Origin of the sequence: Wolbachia endosymbiont (group A) of Anomoia purmunda (assembly GCF_947251545.1) — a bacterium.
GTDB lineage: Bacteria > Pseudomonadota > Alphaproteobacteria > Rickettsiales > Anaplasmataceae > Wolbachia.
In genome coordinates this window covers 1152749-1174787 of the sequence record NZ_OX366362.1, presented here as the reverse complement: position 1 = coordinate 1174787, position 22039 = coordinate 1152749, and the positions used below count along the sequence as shown (strand labels likewise).

General features: G+C 34.3%; 15 protein-coding genes, 1 tRNA gene and 2 pseudogenes. 6 read left to right on the top strand and 12 right to left on the bottom strand.

Annotation, left to right across the window (positions count from 1 at the left end; all coding sequences use genetic code 11):
* The first annotated feature begins 101 nt into the window (after positions 1-101).
* Together OPR57_RS06115 and OPR57_RS06110 are read left to right on the top strand one after the other, a co-directional pair.
* On the top strand, positions 102-2087 hold the full coding sequence (locus tag OPR57_RS06115; RefSeq protein ID WP_265036294.1) for a WD_0033/WD_0034 family tandem repeat-containing protein: 1986 nt from the start codon (positions 102-104) through the stop codon (positions 2085-2087).
* 186 nt (positions 2088-2273) lie between these two features.
* Positions 2274-2435: a hypothetical protein gene (locus tag OPR57_RS06110; protein WP_265036293.1), complete on the top strand. Its 162-nt coding sequence runs from the start codon at positions 2274-2276 to the stop codon at positions 2433-2435.
* Between the two features lie 12 nt (positions 2436-2447).
* On the opposite strand, the pseudogene OPR57_RS08185 reads toward OPR57_RS06110, so the two are convergent.
* From OPR57_RS08185 to OPR57_RS06060, 10 genes and pseudogenes are all read right to left on the bottom strand, one after another.
* Positions 2448-3234, bottom strand: a pseudogene (locus OPR57_RS08185) (transposase).
* Positions 3235-3605: 371 nt separating this feature from the next.
* The gene (locus tag OPR57_RS06100) at positions 3606-3854 is read right to left on the bottom strand and encodes a DUF2460 domain-containing protein (protein WP_265036291.1); all 249 of its coding nucleotides are present in this window, start codon (positions 3852-3854) and stop codon (positions 3606-3608) included.
* 23 nt (positions 3855-3877) lie between these two features.
* Entirely contained in the window at positions 3878-4897 is a 1020-nt protein-coding gene (locus OPR57_RS06095) for an IS110 family RNA-guided transposase (RefSeq protein ID WP_265037507.1), read from the bottom strand.
* 374 nt (positions 4898-5271) lie between these two features.
* On the bottom strand, positions 5272-7287 hold the full coding sequence (locus tag OPR57_RS06090) for a type IV secretory system conjugative DNA transfer family protein (protein WP_265036290.1): 2016 nt from the start codon (positions 7285-7287) through the stop codon (positions 5272-5274).
* Between the two features lie 30 nt (positions 7288-7317).
* Entirely contained in the window at positions 7318-8310 is a 993-nt protein-coding gene (virB11, locus tag OPR57_RS06085; protein ID WP_265036289.1) for a P-type DNA transfer ATPase VirB11, read from the bottom strand.
* Between the two features lies 1 nt (position 8311).
* Positions 8312-9757 carry a TraB/TrbI/VirB10 family type IV secretion system protein gene (locus tag OPR57_RS06080; protein WP_265036288.1) on the bottom strand — a complete coding sequence of 482 codons (1446 nt, stop codon included), beginning with the start codon at positions 9755-9757 and terminating at the stop codon, positions 8312-8314.
* 16 nt (positions 9758-9773) lie between these two features.
* On the bottom strand, positions 9774-10574 hold the full coding sequence (gene virB9, locus OPR57_RS06075; protein WP_265037582.1) for a P-type conjugative transfer protein VirB9: 801 nt from the start codon (positions 10572-10574) through the stop codon (positions 9774-9776).
* Positions 10561-11241, bottom strand: coding sequence for a VirB8 family type IV secretion system protein (locus OPR57_RS06070; RefSeq protein WP_265036287.1), 681 nt, complete (start codon positions 11239-11241; stop codon positions 10561-10563). Before OPR57_RS06070 ends, virB9 begins: the two co-directional genes overlap by 14 nt.
* Before the next feature lie 72 nt (positions 11242-11313).
* Positions 11314-12396 carry a GTP cyclohydrolase II gene (locus OPR57_RS06065; protein WP_265036286.1) on the bottom strand — a complete coding sequence of 361 codons (1083 nt, stop codon included), beginning with the start codon at positions 12394-12396 and terminating at the stop codon, positions 11314-11316.
* Between the two features lie 29 nt (positions 12397-12425).
* Positions 12426-12513 (bottom strand) — tRNA-Leu (locus OPR57_RS06060).
* 190 nt (positions 12514-12703) lie between these two features.
* Here OPR57_RS06060 and OPR57_RS06055 point away from each other — a divergent pair.
* Positions 12704-13978 carry a metallophosphoesterase family protein gene (locus OPR57_RS06055; protein WP_265036285.1) on the top strand — a complete coding sequence of 425 codons (1275 nt, stop codon included), beginning with the start codon at positions 12704-12706 and terminating at the stop codon, positions 13976-13978.
* 27 nt (positions 13979-14005) lie between these two features.
* Here the strand turns inward: OPR57_RS06055 and dnaA are convergent, their stop codons facing one another.
* Positions 14006-15388 carry a chromosomal replication initiator protein DnaA gene (gene dnaA / locus OPR57_RS06050; protein WP_265036284.1) on the bottom strand — a complete coding sequence of 461 codons (1383 nt, stop codon included), beginning with the start codon at positions 15386-15388 and terminating at the stop codon, positions 14006-14008.
* A 326-nt stretch (positions 15389-15714) separates the two neighbouring features.
* Here dnaA and OPR57_RS06045 point away from each other — a divergent pair, with 326 nt between their 5' ends.
* On the top strand, positions 15715-16452 hold the full coding sequence (locus OPR57_RS06045; protein WP_265036283.1) for a type I glutamate--ammonia ligase: 738 nt from the start codon (positions 15715-15717) through the stop codon (positions 16450-16452).
* Positions 16453-16455: 3 nt separating this feature from the next.
* Here the strand turns inward: OPR57_RS06045 and OPR57_RS06040 are convergent.
* A pseudogene (locus OPR57_RS06040) lies at positions 16456-17123 on the bottom strand (hypothetical protein).
* Between the two features lie 175 nt (positions 17124-17298).
* On the opposite strand from OPR57_RS06040, the gene OPR57_RS06035 reads away from it, so the two are divergent.
* Together OPR57_RS06035 and nusA are read left to right on the top strand one after the other, a co-directional pair.
* Positions 17299-20373, top strand: coding sequence for an efflux RND transporter permease subunit (locus OPR57_RS06035; RefSeq protein WP_265036281.1), 3075 nt, complete (start codon positions 17299-17301; stop codon positions 20371-20373).
* Between the two features lie 88 nt (positions 20374-20461).
* Positions 20462-22033, top strand: a complete 1572-nt coding sequence (gene nusA / locus OPR57_RS06030) for a transcription termination factor NusA (RefSeq protein ID WP_265036280.1) — start codon at positions 20462-20464, stop codon at positions 22031-22033.
* The last annotated feature ends 6 nt before the right edge of the window (positions 22034-22039 follow it).

Genomic DNA, 22039 nt, shown 5'->3' with positions numbered 1-22039 from the left:
GCTTTATAAAACAATGTCTGAGCTATGCAATTAATACATTGTCAACACAACTGATTTATAAAAGCAAATACTATAATCTTAAAAAGAAGAGAGGAAATATTATGTCTAATTTAGGAAAGATCTTGGAAGGAAAAATGATTTATCAGGTAAATGATTCGAAATTGAAAGAGAAAGATAAAAAAAGTATTTTGAAATTAGCATCAAAAATAAAAGGCAAAAAAAGTAGCATTGCTGAAGAACTAGAAAAAATATCTAAAGAGAAAAAACAAAGGATTCTTACTACGGAAGTAAGCAAACATCGGGGTAAAGAATCAACTTTTACACTACTTACTCATGCTACATTTTGCGAGAATAGTCAAGCTGTAAAGGATATTTTGCAACAAGCCAAATTGAGCAACCTTTTAAAGAGTGTTCTTAGTGCAAAAATAATTAGTGATGATTCATTAATTTGCACACCACTTACTTATGCCATATTATATAAAAATAGCAAAGCTATTGAAGAAATTTTAAAAGTCTCTAAAGAAAACGATATTCTGAAAGATATTCTTAACGCAACAACAACTATAAAATATTCAGATAGTCGGAGAGCAACTGTTACACCACTTGATTATGCTATACTATGTGGAGATAGTATAGCTATTGAAGAAATTTTAAAAGTCTCTAAGGAGAATGGTATTCTGAAAGATATTCTTAACACAACAGCAACTATAAAATATCCAGGTAGCCGGGAAGTGACTTACACACCACTTGCTCATGCTATGTTCTGGAAGGATAGCAAAGCTATTAAAGAAATTCTAGTAGCAGCTGAAGAGAACAGTATTCTGAAAGATATTCTTAACACAACAACAACTATGAAATATCTAGACCGGGAAGTGACTTACACACCACTTGCTTTTGCTATACTACGTAAAGATAGTATAGCTGTTGAGAAAGTGTTAAGAGTAGCTAAAGAAAACGGTATTCTGAGAGATATTCTTGACACAACAATAACTATAAAACATTTAGATAGCCGGGAAGTGACTTACACACCACTTGCCTTTGCTATGTTCAGGAAGGATAGCAAAATTATTAAAGAAATTCTAGTAGCAGCTGAAGAGAACAGTATTCTGAAAGATATTCTTAACGCAACAACAACTATAAAACATTCAGATAGCCGGGAAGTGACTTACACACCACTTACTTATGCTATACTACGTGAAGATAGTATAGCTGTTGAGAAAATGTTAAGAGTAGCTAAAGAAAACGGTATTCTGAAAGACATTCTTGACGCAACAACAACTATAAAATATCCAGATGGTCAGGAAGAAACTTGTACACCACTTGCTTATGCTATACTACGTAAAGATAGTATAGCTGTTGAGAAAATGTTAAGAGTAGCTAAAGAAAACGGTATTCTGAAAGACATTCTTAACACAACAATAACCATAAAACATAAAAATAATCAAAAAGTAACTGATAAAGTACTTGCCGCATTACATGATCGCAAAGTTATTCAAGAAATTTTAGACATAGCTAGAGAAAACGATATTCTGAAAGACATTCTTAATGCAACAATAACTATAAAATATCAAGATAGTGAAGAAAAAATCTACACACCACTTACTTATACAATATCATATCAAAGCAACGAAGTTTTTAATACAACAAGAGCTATAAATCAAGATGGTCAGGAAAAAACTCACATCCCATTTCCTACCGTTTCCGTACTTGATGAAAGAGAAACTGAATTAAAATTAAAAGAAAAAAGACAAAGTAGAAGAGATGAGGGATTAAATTTTAACAATGGTAGTAGTGACAAAAATGTTGAAATAAAAGTTAATGGGAATATCTTGTTGCAGCATAGTAGTGGAACTAAAAATGAAATAAATCATACTGCTGTACGTAATGATGTAGGGGAGGTAAAGCTTCCTATAGAAAGTAGAACAAATGTTAAAGTACGGAATATAAGTGGATGCAAAGTAATGACTGTAGCTTCTATGGTGATTGAGTTGGTAGATAGTAAAGCGACATGTGTACTGTTAAAACCCACCACTAAATTGGAAGAAGTAGCTATAACATATTTTCAAGGTTTAGCACTATATTTATGAAACTTAATTTATATGTGCTAAACAAGATGCTGATTAGTTTTATAGGGCTAACCCAAGAAAGGTTTCCCTACGTCATACCGTCACGGTATCTCTAGATCCCGCTAACAAGCAGCGGGATGACGGTTGTCAGGCTAGCTGTCATCCAAGTAGCTGACACTGGTTCCTTTATGACGGCAGTGCACGGAGGTGTCATCCCAGTGCCCTGACTACTTGGATCCAGGAAAAAGAATGGTGTCATTCCAGTGCCCTGACTACTTGGATCCAGAAGACTTAATTTCAACCAAGTGGCTGCATAATAAAGGCTGGATTCCAGTGGGCTTTGTTGCATCGCACTTTATGAGATGGTGATTTATGGTAAATTCATGTAACTATCTCAAATTTAGCCATACCAATATCAGTGAATTTATTGAGCAAATAGCATTTGATTAACAGTTCTTTTTCTCGATTTATCTCAGATTTATTCCTAAAACTAAATCCAAATATTTGCTTTAATCTTGAGAAAAACCCTTCAACATAAGCCATAATTTACTTCTTTTTTCCATTCTTTCATGCCATCTTCACCATGTAATCATATGCTCTATCTGCATATAGTGCTTTTATGGCATGAACTTCTTTTAGCAAATCACAAGCTCCATAGTGATCAGACCGTTACTGTATTTTACAGCTATGGCTTTTTTGCTGTTTATATTCAACATTACGTGCAATTTTCTTGTTTGCTCATAGCCACGATATTTTCTGTCAGTGCTATTTTCCTTGCTGTGTGTTGTTGTATATACTAATTCCTGTACTGTCTATAGCAATTTCGATATCTTCCATATTATTTTCTGCAATCATTTATCTTAATATTAAGTTTCTTAAACCTTCTTGAAGCCTGGGAATAGCTGATAACTTGCAAACTTCTTCCTATTTGTTGCAAATATCCTTTTATAAATCCCACCGTTTGTCTTAAGCCAATTCTAAAGAGACTGGTGATTATATGCACCAAAATTACAACTTTATCACTATAAATATAGTTGCCGCCCTGCATTTTTGGACAATTCTCGTACCAATTTTCTATGGCGTCATTGATATAACAAAAAATGCTTCCTCTTTCTTGGAGAAATTTGTTATATTCGCTATGGTTACTGACTTTCATTTTGACTGGCATATTTTTCCTTTGTCGGTTAAATGGCTATTTTATAATGAATTTTGTCAGTAACTGCCAGATTTTTTCGGTTGCTATGCAACAAAGCCCACTGGGATCCAGATTGGGCACTAAGTTGGTAAACACGAAAGCGGTTAATCCTTTACAACGTTTTTGATGGAACTGTGCAAAAGGACTGGATGCCAGTGTCACGCACTGGCATGACACCCATTTGTTCCTATAGTTGTCTTTTCTCGTCTACCTTATTTTGCCACTCTGCTGAACAGATACATATACTAAGGCTCATTTAAATATAGAGCCTCAGTGGTGCTTAATTTTTTCAATTGATGGTAACTAGTAGCCCTACTATGATGTGGATCTATGCTTGCCTATAACTAAAATTTCACTTCCACCAAGGGGATATTATTCCAGCTATTGCTTCCATAGTCATCAATAGAAGCGTTTAAGTAATCTGTATCAAAGCGTACGGGCACATCAAATTCGAAGCTCGCAGTGATTATCGCATCTTTTACTGGTGGCTTCATAAATGTTATTTCTCCCGTTGAATAATTTACTGAATATTCACTCTCTTCTTTACCATTTAAATAAATCTTTACTGTCCCATGTACTGGCTTTTTGATCATACGTATATGCTTATCTCCTATGATTATTGTCCAGTAGAAATTTCAAATTTTGTGAAATCTTTAAAAACCCAGTCATTTTTAAGAGTATAGAAAATAGTTATAAGAAATTTCCTAGCAGTAGCAGTTATAGCTTTAGCAGAACCACGCTTCTTTTTTATATGTTCATAAAAACTTTTCAAGTAAGGACTGTAACGTACAGCAATCCAAGTACATTGAACTAAAGAAGTACGCGCTATTTTTGACCCTCGTTTGGTAATTCTTCCAATTGTACATTGCTGATTAGATTGAGAAACTCTTGGTACAACTCCAAAATATGCAGTAAGTTTCTCAGGTCTACGGAAATCATTAATGTCTCCAATTGTTGCAATAAAGACAGCTGCAGAAATTGGACCAATTCCCTTTATGCTGATAAGATTGCTGAACCCAGGAAGTTGTTTAGCAAAAGCTATAATTTCCTTTTCAAGTTTTTTAAGGCTTTCTCGGATAGCTTCTAAATGATAGCTAATCACTTCAATTTCAACTTTTTCTAAAGGCTCCCAATTATGCTTTTGAGTAGCACGCTCAAATCCTACTTTAGTTGTAAGTACTTCTTTTTTAATTTTTATTCCATGATAATTAAAAAGACCATGAACTTTATTGATTAAAGATACCCGTGACTTTACTAACTGATCTCTCGTTTGAAGAAGAGAAGCTAACTGCTGGCATTGTTTGTTTTTGCACCTTGCCTCAGGCAACATATCTTTGCTTAGAAAGAAAGCAATAGCTCGCGCATCATGCTTATCTGTTTTGTTCACAGAGCGACGAACAACTTCAAACTGTCCAGGAGCAATTATTACTATGCGTTTAACGTAAGGTGAAACTGCATCATAAAAGAAACAGCTGTTACCTGTTGCTTCTATGGCTACTTCATATGTTTCTTGAAGATCTTTGGTGAAATTATCCAAGTCTTTTAAGCGAAACGTTTGAATATGCTCAGGTTTCCCTTCTTGTAAGTAACAAGCAGTAAAACTATTGGTATGTAAATCAACTCCAATGTGACGCATATTTTTTCCTCCAATTGCATATTTCAATATATCAGAGTAGAATATTGCCGGTTGTTCCAAACTCCTATACGAGGTCATCACATTTTGTGAGCCTCACGATGATTTTCGGTGGCAGGGGCAGTTAATCTCCCCCACGAAGTCTTCTTTCTACTCCCTGGGCAGAAAGTGCTTCAGAAAAACATCCAACCTGCCACCTATCCACTCTGAGAAGTTATTATCTTCTCTTGCTTCCAACCAAGCAATACTTATTCATACCATCTTCCCTAGTTAAAATAGCTAATCTAATACTAATTAATTAAAAATGGCTTAATATGAAAAACCTAATTATTTGCATAACTTGCACTTTTCCAAGCTAAAAATAGGCAAAGTTAACCTTACTTCTCGTCATTTTTTAATTTATCGTCAATATCCTCATCTTCAAATTCATCCTCCTCTTCTTCGTCGTCAAACCCATCATCACTCCTATCCTCCTCTTCCTCGTCATCATCATCTTCAAACTTATCGTCAATATCTTCATCATCAATATCTTCGTCTGCAAATTCATCTGATTCATCATATACTGCATCTTCTGTTTTAGTTTCAGCAGGATAATCAACTGAATTAGGTCCCTCAAGAGCATTATTCCCCTCGTTATTAACCTTCTCTTTGCTCGCAGCGGCAGAAAGAACTTTGTTTGGGTCATATGGTTCTTGTGTAGGCACACGAGTTTGTTTGAGCAGCCTTTTTGTGAAGGTGGTATCACTGTAGTACAAAATTTTCTTTGATTTAATTGGGTAAGTCGACTCTATTAAAATTATCTGATCGTCACGTGGCAACATAATAACTTCTTGAGGCAATAGCAATGCTCTCTGTATTTCAGAGATATGTAATGACCTTGAAGCAGGATTTAAATCTAAAAATTTAGGCTTATTCAACGATTCTTGTTGTACAGTTTTGTTTCCTATAAGTTGCGATATTAAATTAGCTGTTTCAATATTATTGGCTGCAAAAGTTATTCTGTAAGTCGAGTTTGACAAAAAGGAGTTCATCCCTGCTTCTTCGTATATTCCTTTGAGCTGCTCAGTATCTTGAACAATTAAGAATAACCTAACTCGATAACCACGAAAATATGCAATACCTGTTTGAAATTGCTCCATTTTTCCAAGTGTAGGAAACTCATCCATTAAAAACAATACACCATAAGGCTCATCATCGGATGGCAATTTTCTACATAAAAACTCAGTTGCCTGTTGGTAAAAAACCTGCATTAAAGGCCTGAGCCTAGTCAAGTTGTCAGGAGTTAAACCAACATAAACTGTAATTTTCTTCTTTTTAAAATCTAAAATATTAAAATCACTTGACGCAGTTGCAGTATCAATCAATGGGTTTGCCCACAATTCAAGTGATGAGTTCATGGTTGATACAACACCTGACCTTTCTTTATCAGCTTTTTGTAAAAAAGCTGCAATATTCATATATGCTACAGGGTGTAGTATTTTACCCATTGTATCAAGAGCAACAGCAAGATTATAAACCACGTCATCACTACGCATCGTACGCACAACTTCACCAAAAGATTTAACTTTCTCTGGTGCAGCAAGTAAGTATAATACCACTCCAACAAATAAGCTTCTTGCTTCATTTTGCCAAAAGTCTTGTTCAGGCATGATTAGGTTAGCTATTTTCTGCACATCGTCAACCATCTGCCCAGGTTTTTCACTAATCCATTGTAATGGATTGTAACAGTGACTTATTCCATCTGGCTGCGCTGGATTCCATACGTATACTTTTTGTCCTTGTCGTTCTCGCCAACCACTTGTTATTTCATAGTTTTCTAATTTTATGTCGTGTACAATTACCGAGTCAGTCCAAAATAATAAATTAGGAATTACAAAGCCAACACCCTTACCAGAACCTGTAGGTGCAAATAACAATGCATGCTGAAACCCATCAGAAATGAAGTATCCTCTTTTATCTTTACCAAGCAATAATCCCTTTTTGCTTCTTAATCCTGCTTTTCGTATGTCTTTCTCTGATGCCCACTGCGAATCTCCATGAAGTGATTCTTTCTTTTTAAATGGTCGCCACTCAATTATCCTTTCTCTTAAATTCCACAAAATAATCATTAAAACAATGATAGGCAGTGCAAAAGATATAATTAATGTGATTTTGAGCTCAAGGCTATATAACTCTGGATGATGCCAACAATATTGTATATGATCAAAAATCGTTGGCCAAAGAGCTTGAGGGAAAGGCGTCAAACTAGGATTAATTGCCTTAAAATCCACAGCATCCGGACCATCAGCAAACAGAACAAACAATATACCAGATAGATAGAAGCAAAACTCAAGTACGCTAAAAGCTACTACACCTCCTATGAGAATATTACGTAGGTGATTCCCATTACTCATAAACTACTCTTCCTTAACTTATGTATAAATTTAAGCATTTTCGCTCGCAGATCTAGTAAATAATATCTCAGAAATGCTTCTTTTGCCCCCACCGGTTCTTTTTAGCTGAATAACAATATCAATCACATTTCTAATGTATGGTATAATTTGGTCTGGAGGAATGCCAAGATTTGCCTGCATAACCATCAATTTTATTTGCTCAAGGGCCATTGTTGGACTATCCGCATGAAGGGTTGATATTGATCCAGGGTGACCAGTATTTATCGCCCTAAGAAAACTAAAAGCTTCCGCTCCACGGAGCTCACCAACTATTATTCTGTCTGGTCTTAAACGTAAGCACGATTCTATCAAATCTTGAGTGGTTACTTTTGCTCTGCCCTGCCCTCCTTTAGAGGCAATTAGATGGACTTTATTGGGATGATCGTTCAAAACGATTTCCCTTGCATCCTCAACAGTAATAATTCTTTCCTCAGCTGGAATAGCACGCAAAGTAGCATTAGTAAAAGTAGTCTTACCAGTGGAAGTTCCACCACTAATTATAATATTTTTCTTACTTATTACAGCGTATTCTAAAAACTCTTTTATTTTTTTTTGCCTTAACAGTAAATCCAAATGACGGTCAACTGGATTATCAGTTGCTTCTGTAACAGTTTCAGAAAAAGCCCCCATTTTTTCGTAATCATCGAGTGCTAACTGCATGCTAGAAGGCTTACGAATCGACATGACTACTTTATCAGGTTCACATGCTGGCGGAAATACTATCTGTATACGATAACCATTTGGTAATGTTGCCGAAAGTAAAGGTGCTTCTTCGCTAAGTTTTTGTTCTGTAGCTTGAGCAATCAGTCTGCCAAGAGATTTCAAATGGTTAAGATCGAATACTTCTAATTTTTCACACCTTATTTCACCGCGATTTTCAATCCATACTTCCTTTGGCTTATTTATTGATATTTCATTTACGCCTTCTTCTTGAAATATGCCTTGTAATGGCTCCAAATATGTATCAAGTGCAGCATAGTTCATTTCATTGATTTAATATTGCCTGTGAAGGAAATACTATATCTTGGTTAACAAATACTTTCAATGCAGTGCCTTGATCAACATAAATAGTTGGTTTTTTATCTGTATATCTGCCTACTATATCTCGCATGTCTTTAGAAAAATCCTCGATTGATTTCCCGATTGCTTCATCATAAACAGACTTGCTTCCTCTTTGAATTTGTTCTAACAGTTGATTTACATTTTCCAGGCTTATATTTATCTCATCTTCTTTAAGTCCTAGTGCTTTTGCTATTTCCTCTTTCATTATTTTTAGTAACTCTTGTCTGCTTTTGGCACTCCGAATTCTTCCGATAGCCCCAAGGCCTAATTTCCATTTGTCACTAGATATACCCTTTGCTGCTTCACCAATAACATCTTTGAGTGCAGAAAAATCTATTTCGGTTGCAGTGATAGACTTTACTGCATCTTTGACAGTTAGCGTATCAACAAGATTAGAAGCCTTTTGCCCTATAACAGCAGAACCAATCGAAACACCAGCAAGTGTCACTGAAGAGAATAACGCACTTACTATTTTGTTATCAACTATTCCTGCTATTCCTGCTCTACCAAGTTCGTCAGTACTAAGTGATGAGATTGCAATATCTATTCCATGTGGCAGAATCACTCTATTCCAGTTTATATTTACACGAGATTTAGCAACATTCGAGTCAAATGAATAACTGCCTATCAATCTTGAGCCTTTAGGTATTAAAACTGTATCACCAGTTTCTGCATAAACATCTCTACTCACCATAGCACGCAGCATTCCTTGCAGATCAGAGTTTATTGCAGTTTCAAGAACAGCATCAATAATTTTACCTTGAGTAATCATTAAACCAAGCTTTCCTACTCTGGTAGCTTTGCTCGATTGTGCTGAAGTGTCGGATAAAATAGCATCAGCAGCTTTGTTCTCTCCACTACCACCTGAAATTGTTAACATTTGTGCACTACGTCTGTCTCTAGGATAACCTCCCCCCCCTATTGTAGGAAACGAGGTAGGTAAATTGGCCATAACATTACTAGAAGGAAAATTTTGCTTTGGCAAAGTAGGTATATTTGACACAGGAGTTTCTTTTGGTTTCTCTTCTTCTTTTCTAATTTGTTTTATTTCTGGTATGATTGGTGGTGTAGGAAGAGGAGGTAAGGGTGGTAAGGGATCAGTTATTATTCTTTCAGGAACCATTACATTATCTGGAACTTGTTCCAACTTTCCTTTCAATTCTTGAACGTTTTGCTTTGTTTCCTCTTTTTTAATAACTTCTAAACCCTCTTTAGGAGAAGGACTAAAATAGAGATAATACACTCCACCAGCCAGAAGCACTAAAATAATGACCATCAATGCCCTATGACCTTGATTAGAGCCAACTGTTACTACCTTATTCTCTATTTCTGATTCATCTTCTGAATTGTTACGCCTTTCTTTATTCATATTGCGTGTACCACAGCTAAAGTGACCTATTTATAATTTCAACTTCACCATCTTCATAACGCATAAATAGCTTTTTATGTACTCCTTTTATTATAACATAATCATCAAATAACAGCCTTTTACAAGGTTTATCCTCCCCTTCTACAAAAACCTGAGGTATTTTATTATTATTTCTAAATTTTAAATAGGTTAAATAACCATCATCAAATAACTCAATCGGAACTATATCCGCATTACCACCTTCATCAATATATGTATAATTGTACTTCGTATCATTTTCTTGTATTATTTTTTCTAGCTTGTCTGCAGTATATTGCATTTGAGTAGGTAAAGAAACCTCATCTAAATCAACATCAAATTCACCTTCTTCTTGAGGATAATAAAAACGTACTACGTAAGATATATCCTTTTCAGCAGAATAATCGTGATCTACTTTCTTAGCATCAGTATCCGGGTATTTATCGTAGTTTGGCCTTGAGATTAAATCAAAAATGTAATTTCTTTTTTTAGTTGTCGTAATAATCATGTTAGTGCGACTACTAACTTCAAATGGCATGATAAGCAATTTATTGTCATAAGGATTAATTTTCCAACTTGATGCATCACCAACAGCGATATTTTTAACTTTTTCTCCTTCCGCAAATTCAATATAAGAATAGTAACCCTGACTAAAAACCACCGTAAATACTTCATTAGGGCTATACACAAAAGTCTTTATTCTACTATCTATAGAAATAGGCTCATTATAATTAATGGATGCGTTTAAATTGCCACTTACAAGTAAAGCTAAAACTAATAATATCCTATACATATTCATCATCTACTCTATATGAAATAACTTGAAATCCTAATGGGTTAATATATCTTTGCTGATCATCCATTTCAAGCGATGCATATCTATATGACATAATAACTATCTTATTTTTTCTCGTGGAACTTCCATCTTTCCGTATAAATTCCACAAAAAACCTCACCTGAAGAGCATCGTTACCCAACTTTTGAATTGAGCGAATTTTAAATTCACTTTTGGTATCTGAATATAAATTAAAAAGATCATCCATATTCTGCGATCCTACATAATTTCTAAATTCATTATACACATTAGGTGAGGAAAACAACCTCACCTTTGTATAATAGTTATAGTTATAATGATATGGATCAAAAACCTCTCTTGCTTTTATATACTCTGAAATAAAATAATCGTTTAGCGCTTCATCTGCAGAATACTGTTTTACTGTGACAGAATCAACCAATTGCACTATTCCTGATTTCTTGTCAATTTCTATAACAAATGGCTCAATAGTGCTACTTGTGCTAATTTTAAATATGACTAATATGCTGATAGAGATCGTTGCTAATAATATTAATGCAAATAAAAGTAGAATATTTCTTTGAGCAATAACTGTGCTGTAGCGAGTTGAATTCCAATTTATATCCTTATCTAAGGATTCAGTATTTTTTTCTCGCTTAAAAAATCTTAGCATTTTAGTATTCCTAAAAATCTTAACTTATGTTAATAAACATAGCAAATTAACAAAGTAGTTACAGCAAAAAAGCTAAAAAACTCTTAATCTATGGCCTAATTTACCAAACTTTGTCTCCATATATGAATCGTTATATTTATTACGTTCCACAATAAGTGGTAGACACTTTGTAACTCCTATACCACTACTTTCTAATTCTGACAATTTCCTATCATTGTTTGTAAGTAATTGGATTTTGTTAATGTTCAATTTCTTAAGCATTTTAGCTGCAACAGCAAAACTCCTTTCATCATCTTCAAAACCCAATATTCTATTTGCATCAACAGTATCAAGATTATGTCCTCTTTGCATACTGTACGCTCTTAACTTACTAGTTAAACCAATGCCTCTTCCATCTTGCATCAAATATAATATAATACCACTTCCAGAGTCAGCTATCATTTGAATTGCTTGATGTAACTGACTTCTGCAATCGCATGACAAGCTATCTAACAAGTCACCCGTATAGCACGAAGAATGAATTCTCACTAATGGTTCGTCATCTTTATCTGGATTGCCAATGATAATTGCATGATGTTCTCTTCCACCACTTTCGGTTCTATAAGATATGATATTTACTTCTTCAGTCTGTTTTAAAAATAATGATGTTTTGCACACTTCATATAAATCCTGATTTTCTTGAAAATTATTTATGAATGACGTGTCCAGTGCAATAACGTCATTTTTCTCGCACCAATTTCGCATTTCATGGTTATTCTCAAAAGCCATATCAGCCACTAACGCGTATGGCAATAATTCTGAGAACTTAAGCAAGGCAATAGCACATTCATCTATTGTCTTTGAGCATTGCAACTCTTTTATGCAATCTTCCTTTGAACAGTTTATTAAATGGAGCAGTTCATCAAAATTATTCACCAACAGACGTTTGCTGTTATGTTCTTTATTCTGAGATATGTATTTTACCTTACTTGAAGTTAAAGTAACATATACATTACTTGATATAAGCTTGTATTGATTAAATAAATCTCTTTCTAAAGCCTCAGCAGCAGCAAACAATAGGTAATTACTTTCATCATATATTACAATTGGCCGACCGCGCCTGATTTCGCTGATAGCTCTTTCTACCTTATTGCTACTCTGATTTCCTATAAACATTTTTACCCATATTAAACAGCGATAAAAACTGGTGCGGCCGAGAAGACTTGAACTTCCAAGGCCTTATGAGCCACAGCGACCTCAACGCTGCGTGTCTACCAATTCCACCACGGCCGCACTATATTCTAGTTTTTATATAATTATTTTAAATTACTTAATCATTTTAGAATTTTTCATCTAGAGTGTCAATCTGATACTAGAATAATTTAGAAATTGTTTGTATAATTTGATTATGAGTTTTGTGATTATAAATTTTAATCATTTAAGATAACCTTACTACTAATTTTTAACTTAGGTTTTTATACAAATGAATATAGCTAATATCTTTATTTTTTTAGCTCTCTCTCTTATAACTAGCTTTCATTTCGTCCATGCACAAATATTATACACATGGTCTCAAGTTATCCCAGAAAATAAATTAAGCATACGCGCAATTACGGACAATGACATGTGTCCCATTGTTTATGTCAATGGCGAGGAAACAGAAATGCTGAATCGCAGCTCAATTAACAATGGTGATCATAACGAAACAGTTTGTGAACTGACAGTACAAACAAGTGCCAAAAACATTAGTATTGAGGGTCTACGGGTTCCTATATTACCAGAAAAGGTTAATAAAATTGCTTTTATTGGTGACACGGGCTGTAGAATAAATATGTTATTTCAGCAGGAATGTAATTCGGTAGATAGCTGGCCTTTAAAAAAAAATTTAGATTCAATCGCCCTTCATAAACCAGATTTAATTATCCATGTTGGTGATTATCATTATAGACAAACAAAATGTAGAAATACAAAAAAGTGTGGCGATATTTATGGATATAATAAAGAAGTTTGGTACGCTGATTGGTTTGAGCCTGCAAAGGATATTTTATCACAATCCCCTTTCCTTTTTGTTCGTGGAAACCATGAGAGTTGTGATAGAGCTTATGAAGGATGGTTCAGGTATCTAGATTCATACCCCTTTTCGTCTGAAAAATGTGGAAACTTCGTTTTTAGTTGGTCCTTAGATGCTGGACCGATGAAATTTTTTATCTTCGACTCTTCATCCGGTGAGGATATTTTTACAACCCAAAGCACAATTGATGCTTTTGAGAGGCAATTTGATAAATTGATACAAAATAGTTCTGACAAGCCCATGTGGTTTTTAACTCATAAACCGCTTTGGAGATCTCCAAAAAAAGAATTTTTGACATTAAAAAGCCATGGTAATCTTACACAAATCGAAGCTTTTGGAGATAAATTTCCAAGCAATGTTACTACCATAGTTTCTGGCCACATTCATATAGCCCAGATTTTATTAATGGATAATGTTCCAGACCAAATTATAGTTGGAAACGGTGGTGCATCATTACACGCTCAAGATCAAGAGCACGTTTATCAAAATGTAGAATTTGACTATTCAAATGGTAAAAACTACTTAGCACACGAGGTTAGAAACTTTTTTGGCTTTGGCTTTGCAATACTAAATCTAGATGATCACGAATTTACCTTCTATAACCAACACAATAAGGAAATGTATTCTGCGAAGCTAACAGAAGATTTTAAACTTAAACGGATTAAAACTATAGTCGATTCATTTTAGGATTTGTTATTAGCTATTTTAAAAACGCTACTTAAACATTTTTTTTAATCGATTGATTTCATCAGCAAATTTTGAGTCGGTCTTTATAAAATTTTCTACTTGTTTTACTGCATGTATAACAGTAGCATGGTCTCTGCCACCAAAGTTTCTCCCAATATCTAGTAGGCTTTTTTGCGTAAATTTTTTGGCAAAATACATAGCTATTTGTCTTGGCCTTGCAAGACTGCGAAGCCTTCTATTGGATTGCATATCTGCAACCTTTATATTGAAAAATTCAGCTACTTTCTTTTGTATTTCTTCTATTGTGACTGACCTATGATTTGACCTAAGAAGATCGATTAGGGTTTCACTAGCTGATTCTACCGTCATACTTCTTCCAATTAATGAGGTATGGGTAACCTTATTTAATGCTCCTTCTAATTCTCTTATATTAGATTTTATGTTCCTTGCTAAAAACTCTAGGACATCTTTCGGAACATACATATTCATCTGCTCCACTTTTGCCTGCAATATACCAAGCCTTAATTCAAAAGTTGTTTCATTAATATCTGCCACCAACCCCCAACCGAGTCGTGATTTTATTCTTTCTTCCACTCCATCAAGATCACTAGGAGACCTATCAGCTGATATAACCAATTGCTTATTTTGGTCTATCAATGCATTGAAAGTGTGAAAAAATTCTTCTTGTGTACTATCTTTACCACTGATAAATTGCACATCATCTACCATCAATACATCTACTGATCTAAATTGCTCTTTAAATAACATAATATCTTTGCTTCGCAGCGCTGTAATATATTGGTACATGAATTTCTCTGCTGATAAATACACCACTTTTCTTTTTGCTGATGGGGAATTGACTATGTGCCAAGCTATAGCATGCATTAGATGTGTTTTACCAAGTCCCACTCCACCATATAGAAACAAAGGATTGCTGCCTAATATTGGATCTATAGATTCTGCCACACGCTTTGCCGCCGTAAATGCTAATTCATTTGGCTTTCCCACTACAAAATTATCAAAGGTGAACCTTGGATCCAGCGGCGAACCAAGATTATGATTACTTTCCTCTCTGTTTTTTAGTATAACATTAAAATTTGAATTCCTTTCCTCAATTACTTGAATATCAATAGAACGTATACTTTTATCTTCGCTTTGCCATAATGATAATATTTTTTTCATGTAATGAACTGTAATCCACTCTTTTATAAACCTTGTTGACACGGATAAAAGAACTTCCCCATTTCTGCTACTGACAAATTTTAGTGAACTCAGCCAGCTATTATATGTTGCTTCTCCATAAAGATTATAAAGACAATTTTGGATTTTTTCCCAAGTAACATTGTGATCCGTTACTGTAATAATCTGATCAAAAAACATAGTAGAAACCTTAGGGCTAGTTAAGTTCATATACCACACCAAGAAAAAAGCAATAATTAGAAAAATATAAGATAATCAATAGATTACTGCAAAATGAAAAGCTAATACTACTTAATACATACTAAAAATTATGGTGATTTTTTGATGGGTTGTAAAGGGTATAAAAACACTAAAATTGATCATTTTTATTTCAAAAAAATGAAAAATTTGTAAATGTAGCTTGTATCGAGGATTAGAAGCATGCTATTAAAAACAGTAATACATTATGTATAAATAAGATGTTAAATTTACTGGCAAATAAGTAAAGTATTCATATAAATATAGCTAACCTAATATAGATTTACTAAAGCAAATTTATGATTATATTAAGTAATTTGAGTTGTTATGCTGTATTCGGTATTGAACTAGAGTTTTACATTGAAGGAATAGAAAAAGAATACTTATTTCTGAATAGCATCAAAAATAAAATAGCATCTCTTGAATTTTCTTGCGAGAAGGAGAATTCTACACATCAATATGAGATAAAAAGTGGTTGTTACAAGAACTTCGACAATTTAATTAAGCATTTTGAGTTAGCAAAACAATCACTTACTGAAACAGCACAAAAACTAGGTGGAAATGTTTCTTTTAAAGCAAAGCCCTATTTGGATAGAGCAGGCAGTGCATTAAATGTGCATGTTAATTTCGTGAATTCAAATAACGATAACTTATTTTATATCAATGAGCAAAAGTACAGTGACTATCTGATTCACAGTATTGGCGGATTATGTGCAATGATGAAAAAACATATGTTGTTTTTTGCTCCAAATGACGATTCATATTTAAGATTTCAGTACCCGGATATTCACACTCCAACTACGATTAGTTGGGGGGTAAATAACAGAACTGCTGCGATAAGAATTCCCTATTTTGGCAACGATTCCAAAAGATGCCGCCTAGAGCACCGTGTTCCTGGAGCAGATTGTAACCTTGAAGAAGTACTCACAGCAATAATTGAAGGTATAGTTTTTGGTATAGAGAACAAAATTGCTCCGCCAAATAGAGTGTATGGCATTGCATCTGATCCTCAATATAAGATGGAGAGTTTGATATAGCAACTACCTGTTAAACCCTAACCCATTAAACTCCTTTGAGGTAATTGGCCATTCTAGCACTTTTCTCACATCATTATTTACATTACCATACTGTAATAGCAAGTCTGCAGCAGATAGTTTTCTCTCAGGTTTAGATTCTATACTAATATTTGCACTTGGTCTTTCAGGAAGTGGATTACCAAGCGCATCCATGTGTTTAGGTAAAGGTTCCATAACAATATTTGTAGCACTAGAAACGGAATGACTATCTTTAGTATCAGCGCTTTCAGAAAGTGAATTACCTTTGAAATCCATATGTTTAGTTTAGGTAGTCCATTTTTCATTTCTTCTTCTGCTCTTTTATTTTTTAATTCTTCTTCTAGCTCAGTTTCAGTTCTTTTTGGTTCTTTTACGGTATCTTTTTCTTCACCTTCATCAACACTGCTATACCCTTCATCTTCTGAAACTTTATCTCCTGAAACACCAGTAATTTCAGCAGGCTGTTCTTTTTTAGTTCTTATTTTATGAATCAGCGAAAGTAATAAGTAAGTAACTGCAGCAGCAGAAACGATAATGGCTATCTTTGCGGCAATGTGGATTGCTGTTAAAAATATTAAAGCTGATAAAGCTCCAGCTAATCCAGACACAATAACTTTATTTTTGCCTTTTGTTACATTTAGAATTGCCACCATAATAACCTCTCAGATACTGTTCTAGAATTATTATACAGAAATTTTCTTATACTTGCAATTTTGCGAAAATTTTAATTATTTGCGTAAAGTTTTAAAGCTACACAAGGATTAATTAATATGCAATGTATCTCGACTATAATGTTGTACAAACGCACATATTCAGCTAACATTCAACATGCAGAGCTTACTCATAGAGCGAAACAGGGCGGTGGTATTATTACTTATAGTAATTTTTATCTTCGGTTCATACGTTTATGTAAAAATGCCAAGGGAAAGCAATCCTGATATACAGATTCCTATAATCAGCGTGTTTGTTGGACTTCCTGGGATTTCTGCTCAAGATAGTGAAAAGCTATTAGTGCTTCCTATAGAAAATGAACTAAGATCCATCGAAGGTGTAAGAGAATTGAGAGCTTTTGCAACTAATGATGGTGCTCACATGATACTCGAATTTGGAACAGAGTATGATAATAAAGAAGTGCTCGATAATGTCCGTTCAAAGCTTTCAAACATAAAATCGAAGTTACCTGTTGAAGCGGAATCTCCGATAATCAATGAAATAAACTTGAGCTTATTTCCGATACTCAATGTCGGCTTAATTGGTAATTTGCCAGAAAGAGCCTTAACTGAAATAGCACGCAAGTTAAAGAAAGAAATAGAATCTCTGCCAAATGTTCTCAAAGTTGAAGTGGCAGGTATGCGTAAAGAAACAGTGGAAGTTATAATTGAGCCCACAGTTCTAACAAAATATAACATTCAATCAAACGAAATATTCCAAGCTATATCAAGCAATAATAGACTAGTGGGAGCTGGATCACTGGAAAATGACACCGGTAAATATTCGATTAAAATATCAGGATTACTAAAAGATACAGAAGATATTATGAATATTCCTATTAGATCTCAAGGCGATGCAGTTTTGAGAATCAAAGATATAGCAAAAGTATACCCTAGGTTTGAGGATCACCAAGGGTTTGCTCGCATTAATGGATTACCTAGTATCGTGCTAGAAATTTCAAAACGTAACGGAAAAAACATAATAGACACAGTAAATCAAGTAAAATACTTAATGGATAAGGCAAAAGATCAATTACCTGAAAATTTAAAAGTGGTGTACTTAAACGACCAGTCAAAAAACGTCCGCGATGTGCTTGATGACTTGGAAAACGGCATAATATTCGCTGTGTTGTTAATATTGATCATAATGATGCTTTCTATGGGAACAAGGATTGCTATTCTTGTGGCACTCTCGATACCCGGTTCCTTTCTCATTGGGATAATAGCTCTTTACTTTATGGGTATAACCTTAAATATCGTTGTGCTCTTCAGTTTAATTATGGCTGTTGGCATGCTGGTTGATGATGCAATTGTGATCAGCGAATATGCCGATAGAAAGATGATCTGCGGAATGGACAAAGTAGAAGCTTTTTACACTTCAGTTCGTGATATGTTTTATCCGGTTCTATCATCAACATTAACTAAATTAGCAGTGTTTTTTCCTCTATTATTCTGGCCTGATACTGTTGGTAAATTCATGCAGTACATACCAATTACAATAATTCTAACTTTGACTGGATCGCTCATTATGGCTTTGGTTTTTATACCAACACTTGGTGCAATATTTGGTAAGCCTTCGATAACTTCAAAAAAAGAAATAAAAAAAATGAGTGCTATAGAAAGTGGTGAAATAAAAAATGCTGGGCCTATAATAAGAGCTTACGTACGCATGCTAGAGAAGGTTTTGGATCATCCTAAAAAATTCGTATGTGCTACTGTATTCGTTTTGCTTTCATTTAGTGTGCTGTACTTTACTTTTGGCCCTGGAGTAAAGTTTTTTCCGAAAGTGGATTCAGATAATATTTTAATCAGTGTTAAAGCAAAAGAAAGCTTATCAGCCAAAGAACGAGATCTGATACTCAAAGAAGTGGAAGAACGCATTTTGAGCATTGAAAAAGAAATTCATGTTTCTTATGCTAGATCAGGAGCATTTTCAGACAACGTTATCGCCAGAATACAACTAGAACTTATGGATTGGCGCTTCAGGCGCAAAGCTAAGCACATACTAAATGATATAAGGAGCAGTGTGCAAGACATGAAAGGAATAATAATTAATGTTCAAGAGGAAAAGTCAGGACCGTCGGCTGACAAGCCAATACAAATTAACCTCAGCGGGAGTGTATCCAGTTTGAATTTAGCAGCAGAGAAAATTCTAGAAATTATGAACCAACCTTCATCCGGATTTATAAATATTCAAGATAGCAGATCAGCACCTGAAATAGAGTGGAATATGAGTGTTGATAAGAGTAAGGCTACAAGTTCTGAAGTAAGTGTTGCAACCATTGGCGATTTTATAAAGATGGTTACAAATGGAGTGTTGATTGGAAAATATAGACCAAATAATACGGATGAAGAAATCGATATTGTACTCCGTTTCCCCAGAAAGGACCGCAACATGAAGACTATAGACAATCTTTTTATCAATACAGTTAACGGCCCGTATCCTATGAGCAATATAGTAAAATATGCTCCCGAAAAAAAGGTAAACAAACTAAACAGGATTGATGGATCACGCACAGTGACAATCTCTGCTGACGTTGATACTGTCTATCTTGCTGATGAAAGAGTAAAGTTCATTCAGAATTCTATTGCCCAGGATTGGGACAAGGGAGTAAAAATTGATTTTAAAGGCGACAAAGAAGATCAACAAAAATCAGGAGCATTTTTGTTAAAGGCTTTTATATTAGCGATTACACTAATGATATTGGTATTAGTGACACAGTTTAATAATGTATACCATACATTTATCGTAATGACAGCAGTGTTTTTATCCACAACATGTGTGTTTTTTGTTTTCTTTCTTATCCAACAAGTTTTCGTAGTTGTTATGTGTGGAGTGGGGATAATTGCTTTGGCAGGAATTATAGTGAATAATAACATACTATTGCTTGATGCCTTTCATCATCAAATTAAGGTACACAAAAACAACATCAAGCGATGTGTAATAAACGCTGCAATTTCTCGCGTTAGGCCAATATTGCTTACCGTTGCAACCACAGTTCTTGGTTTAATACCGATGATTACCAGGTTAAATATCAATTTTTTTACGCTACAAATCACATATGATGCTCCATCAAGCCAGTGGTGGGTTGACATTTCAACAACCATAGCAAGTGGAATATTGGCTGCAACGGTTTTAACTTTATTCTTTACTCCTGCGTTGCTTGTTATACAAAGACATGAAAAAACTTGACTTAAGTTAGCAATCATTTAACATTTAAGATAGTGTTCTTTGCCCGTTGGAGCTATAATTATAACTAATTACATTGGATTTATTTATTATGATTGCTAATCGTAAAAGCAGTGTTAAGCAGAAAAGTAACAAAAATAACATAGTTGGAAGCCTTGATGTAATAAAAACAGCAGGAGAGCTTTCACTTCAAAAAGGTTTAGATTTTGATGTTGTAATAAAGGCACTAGAAAGTGCTATAGAAGCAGTGGCTTATCAAAAATATGGTAGCAAAAGTAAAATCGTAGTTAATATAGATAGAAACACAGGCAAAGTTACTTCATACAGAAAACTAAAAGTTATTGATGACGAATCAAATAGAGAAGAGAATACTGAGTATGAATCAATTACGCTGACACAAGCTAAATTAATAAAAGGAGATGCAAAAATTGGAGATACTGTTAGTGAATTACTCTCTCTTAACACTGATCTTGCTTCAGCAAGAATTGCCCAGCAAAAGATTGCTCAAATAATTAAAGATGAAGAGTCAAAAAAGCAATATGAGGAATTTAAAGATAAGGTGGGAGAAATAAGGTATGGTATTGTTAAACAAGTAGAATATTCAGATCTTATTATAGACATAAATGGCACTAGGGCATATCTTCCATTACGAAATTTAACCGGTGGTGAATCATTTCGTGAAGGCGACAAGGTTAAAACTTATATACAGACTGTTAAGCGCTCTGATGATGGACGTCAAATTATTCTTTCTAGGACTCATGAAGGCTTTTTAGAGGCATTATTAAATCAAGAAATACCAGAAATTGCTGATGGGTTAGTAACAATTAAAGGTATAGCTAGAGACGCCGGCTCAAGGTCTAAGGTTGCTGTTTTCTCTCCTGACAAGAACATTGATCCAGTAGGTGCTTGTGTTGGAGTTAAGGGAGATAGAATAAAAACTATTATACACGAATTAAATGGTGAAAAAATTGACGTTATAAATTACTCCTCAGATTTGGGTCAATTTGTTATTAAAGCCATTACTCCTGCAGAAGTATCGAAGGTTATTATTGATGAAAATGAAAATTGCATAGAATTAATAGTTGCTGAAGATCAATTGAGTTTAGCCATAGGAAAAAAGGGCCAGAATGTAAGATTAGCTTCAGAGCTTGTTGGATGGAAAATTGAGATATTAAGCACTCAGCAAGAATCAGAAAGGCGAAGTAAAGAACTTAGTCAATGTTCAGCTTTATTTGCTGAAGCTTTAAACTTAGAAGAGATTATGGGTCAGCTATTGGTGACAGAAGGTTTTTCAAGCGTAGAAGATATATCCAGCGCTTCAATTAAAGAGCTTGCTTCAATAGAGGGCTTTAATGAGGATATTGCAAACGAACTTCACAATAGAGCAAACAAGTATCTGAAAGCAGAAAATGATAGAAAAATAGAAGAGCTAAAAAGTCTAGGTATGGAAGATGATGTAATCAATTTAACTTTATCAATAGACAATAAAATTGCTCTTAGTAAACATGATATTAAGACTTTAGAGGACATAGCAGATTTATCAAGTTATGAGTTTTGCAGCATACTCTCTTCCTCAGTTGATAATAAGATGAATTCAGAAAATCTAAAAGATACAGTAGACTCAATAATCATAGAAGCACGTAAAAAGCTTGGGTTAATATAATAAAAT

Bases quoted from the DNA above. Each gene is read 5' to 3' on its own strand.
- OPR57_RS06115 (WP_265036294.1), top strand. From the start codon at position 102: ATGTCTAATTTAGGAAAGATCTTGGAAGGAAAAATGATTTATCAGGTA.
- OPR57_RS06100 (WP_265036291.1), bottom strand. From the start codon at position 3,854: ATGATCAAAAAGCCAGTACATGGGACAGTAAAGATTTATTTAAATGGT.
- OPR57_RS06095 (WP_265037507.1), bottom strand. From the start codon at position 4,897: ATGCGTCACATTGGAGTTGATTTACATACCAATAGTTTTACTGCTTGT.
- OPR57_RS06090 (WP_265036290.1), bottom strand. From the start codon at position 7,287: ATGAGTAATGGGAATCACCTACGTAATATTCTCATAGGAGGTGTAGTA.
- virB11 (WP_265036289.1), bottom strand. From the start codon at position 8,310: ATGAACTATGCTGCACTTGATACATATTTGGAGCCATTACAAGGCATA.
- OPR57_RS06080 (WP_265036288.1), bottom strand. From the start codon at position 9,757: ATGAATAAAGAAAGGCGTAACAATTCAGAAGATGAATCAGAAATAGAG.
- virB9 (WP_265037582.1), bottom strand. From the start codon at position 10,574: ATGAATATGTATAGGATATTATTAGTTTTAGCTTTACTTGTAAGTGGC.
- OPR57_RS06070 (WP_265036287.1), bottom strand. From the start codon at position 11,241: ATGCTAAGATTTTTTAAGCGAGAAAAAAATACTGAATCCTTAGATAAG.
- OPR57_RS06065 (WP_265036286.1), bottom strand. From the start codon at position 12,396: ATGTTTATAGGAAATCAGAGTAGCAATAAGGTAGAAAGAGCTATCAGC.
- OPR57_RS06055 (WP_265036285.1), top strand. From the start codon at position 12,704: ATGAATATAGCTAATATCTTTATTTTTTTAGCTCTCTCTCTTATAACT.
- dnaA (WP_265036284.1), bottom strand. From the start codon at position 15,388: ATGAACTTAACTAGCCCTAAGGTTTCTACTATGTTTTTTGATCAGATT.
- OPR57_RS06045 (WP_265036283.1), top strand. From the start codon at position 15,715: ATGATTATATTAAGTAATTTGAGTTGTTATGCTGTATTCGGTATTGAA.
- OPR57_RS06035 (WP_265036281.1), top strand. From the start codon at position 17,299: ATGCAGAGCTTACTCATAGAGCGAAACAGGGCGGTGGTATTATTACTT.
- nusA (WP_265036280.1), top strand. From the start codon at position 20,462: ATGATTGCTAATCGTAAAAGCAGTGTTAAGCAGAAAAGTAACAAAAAT.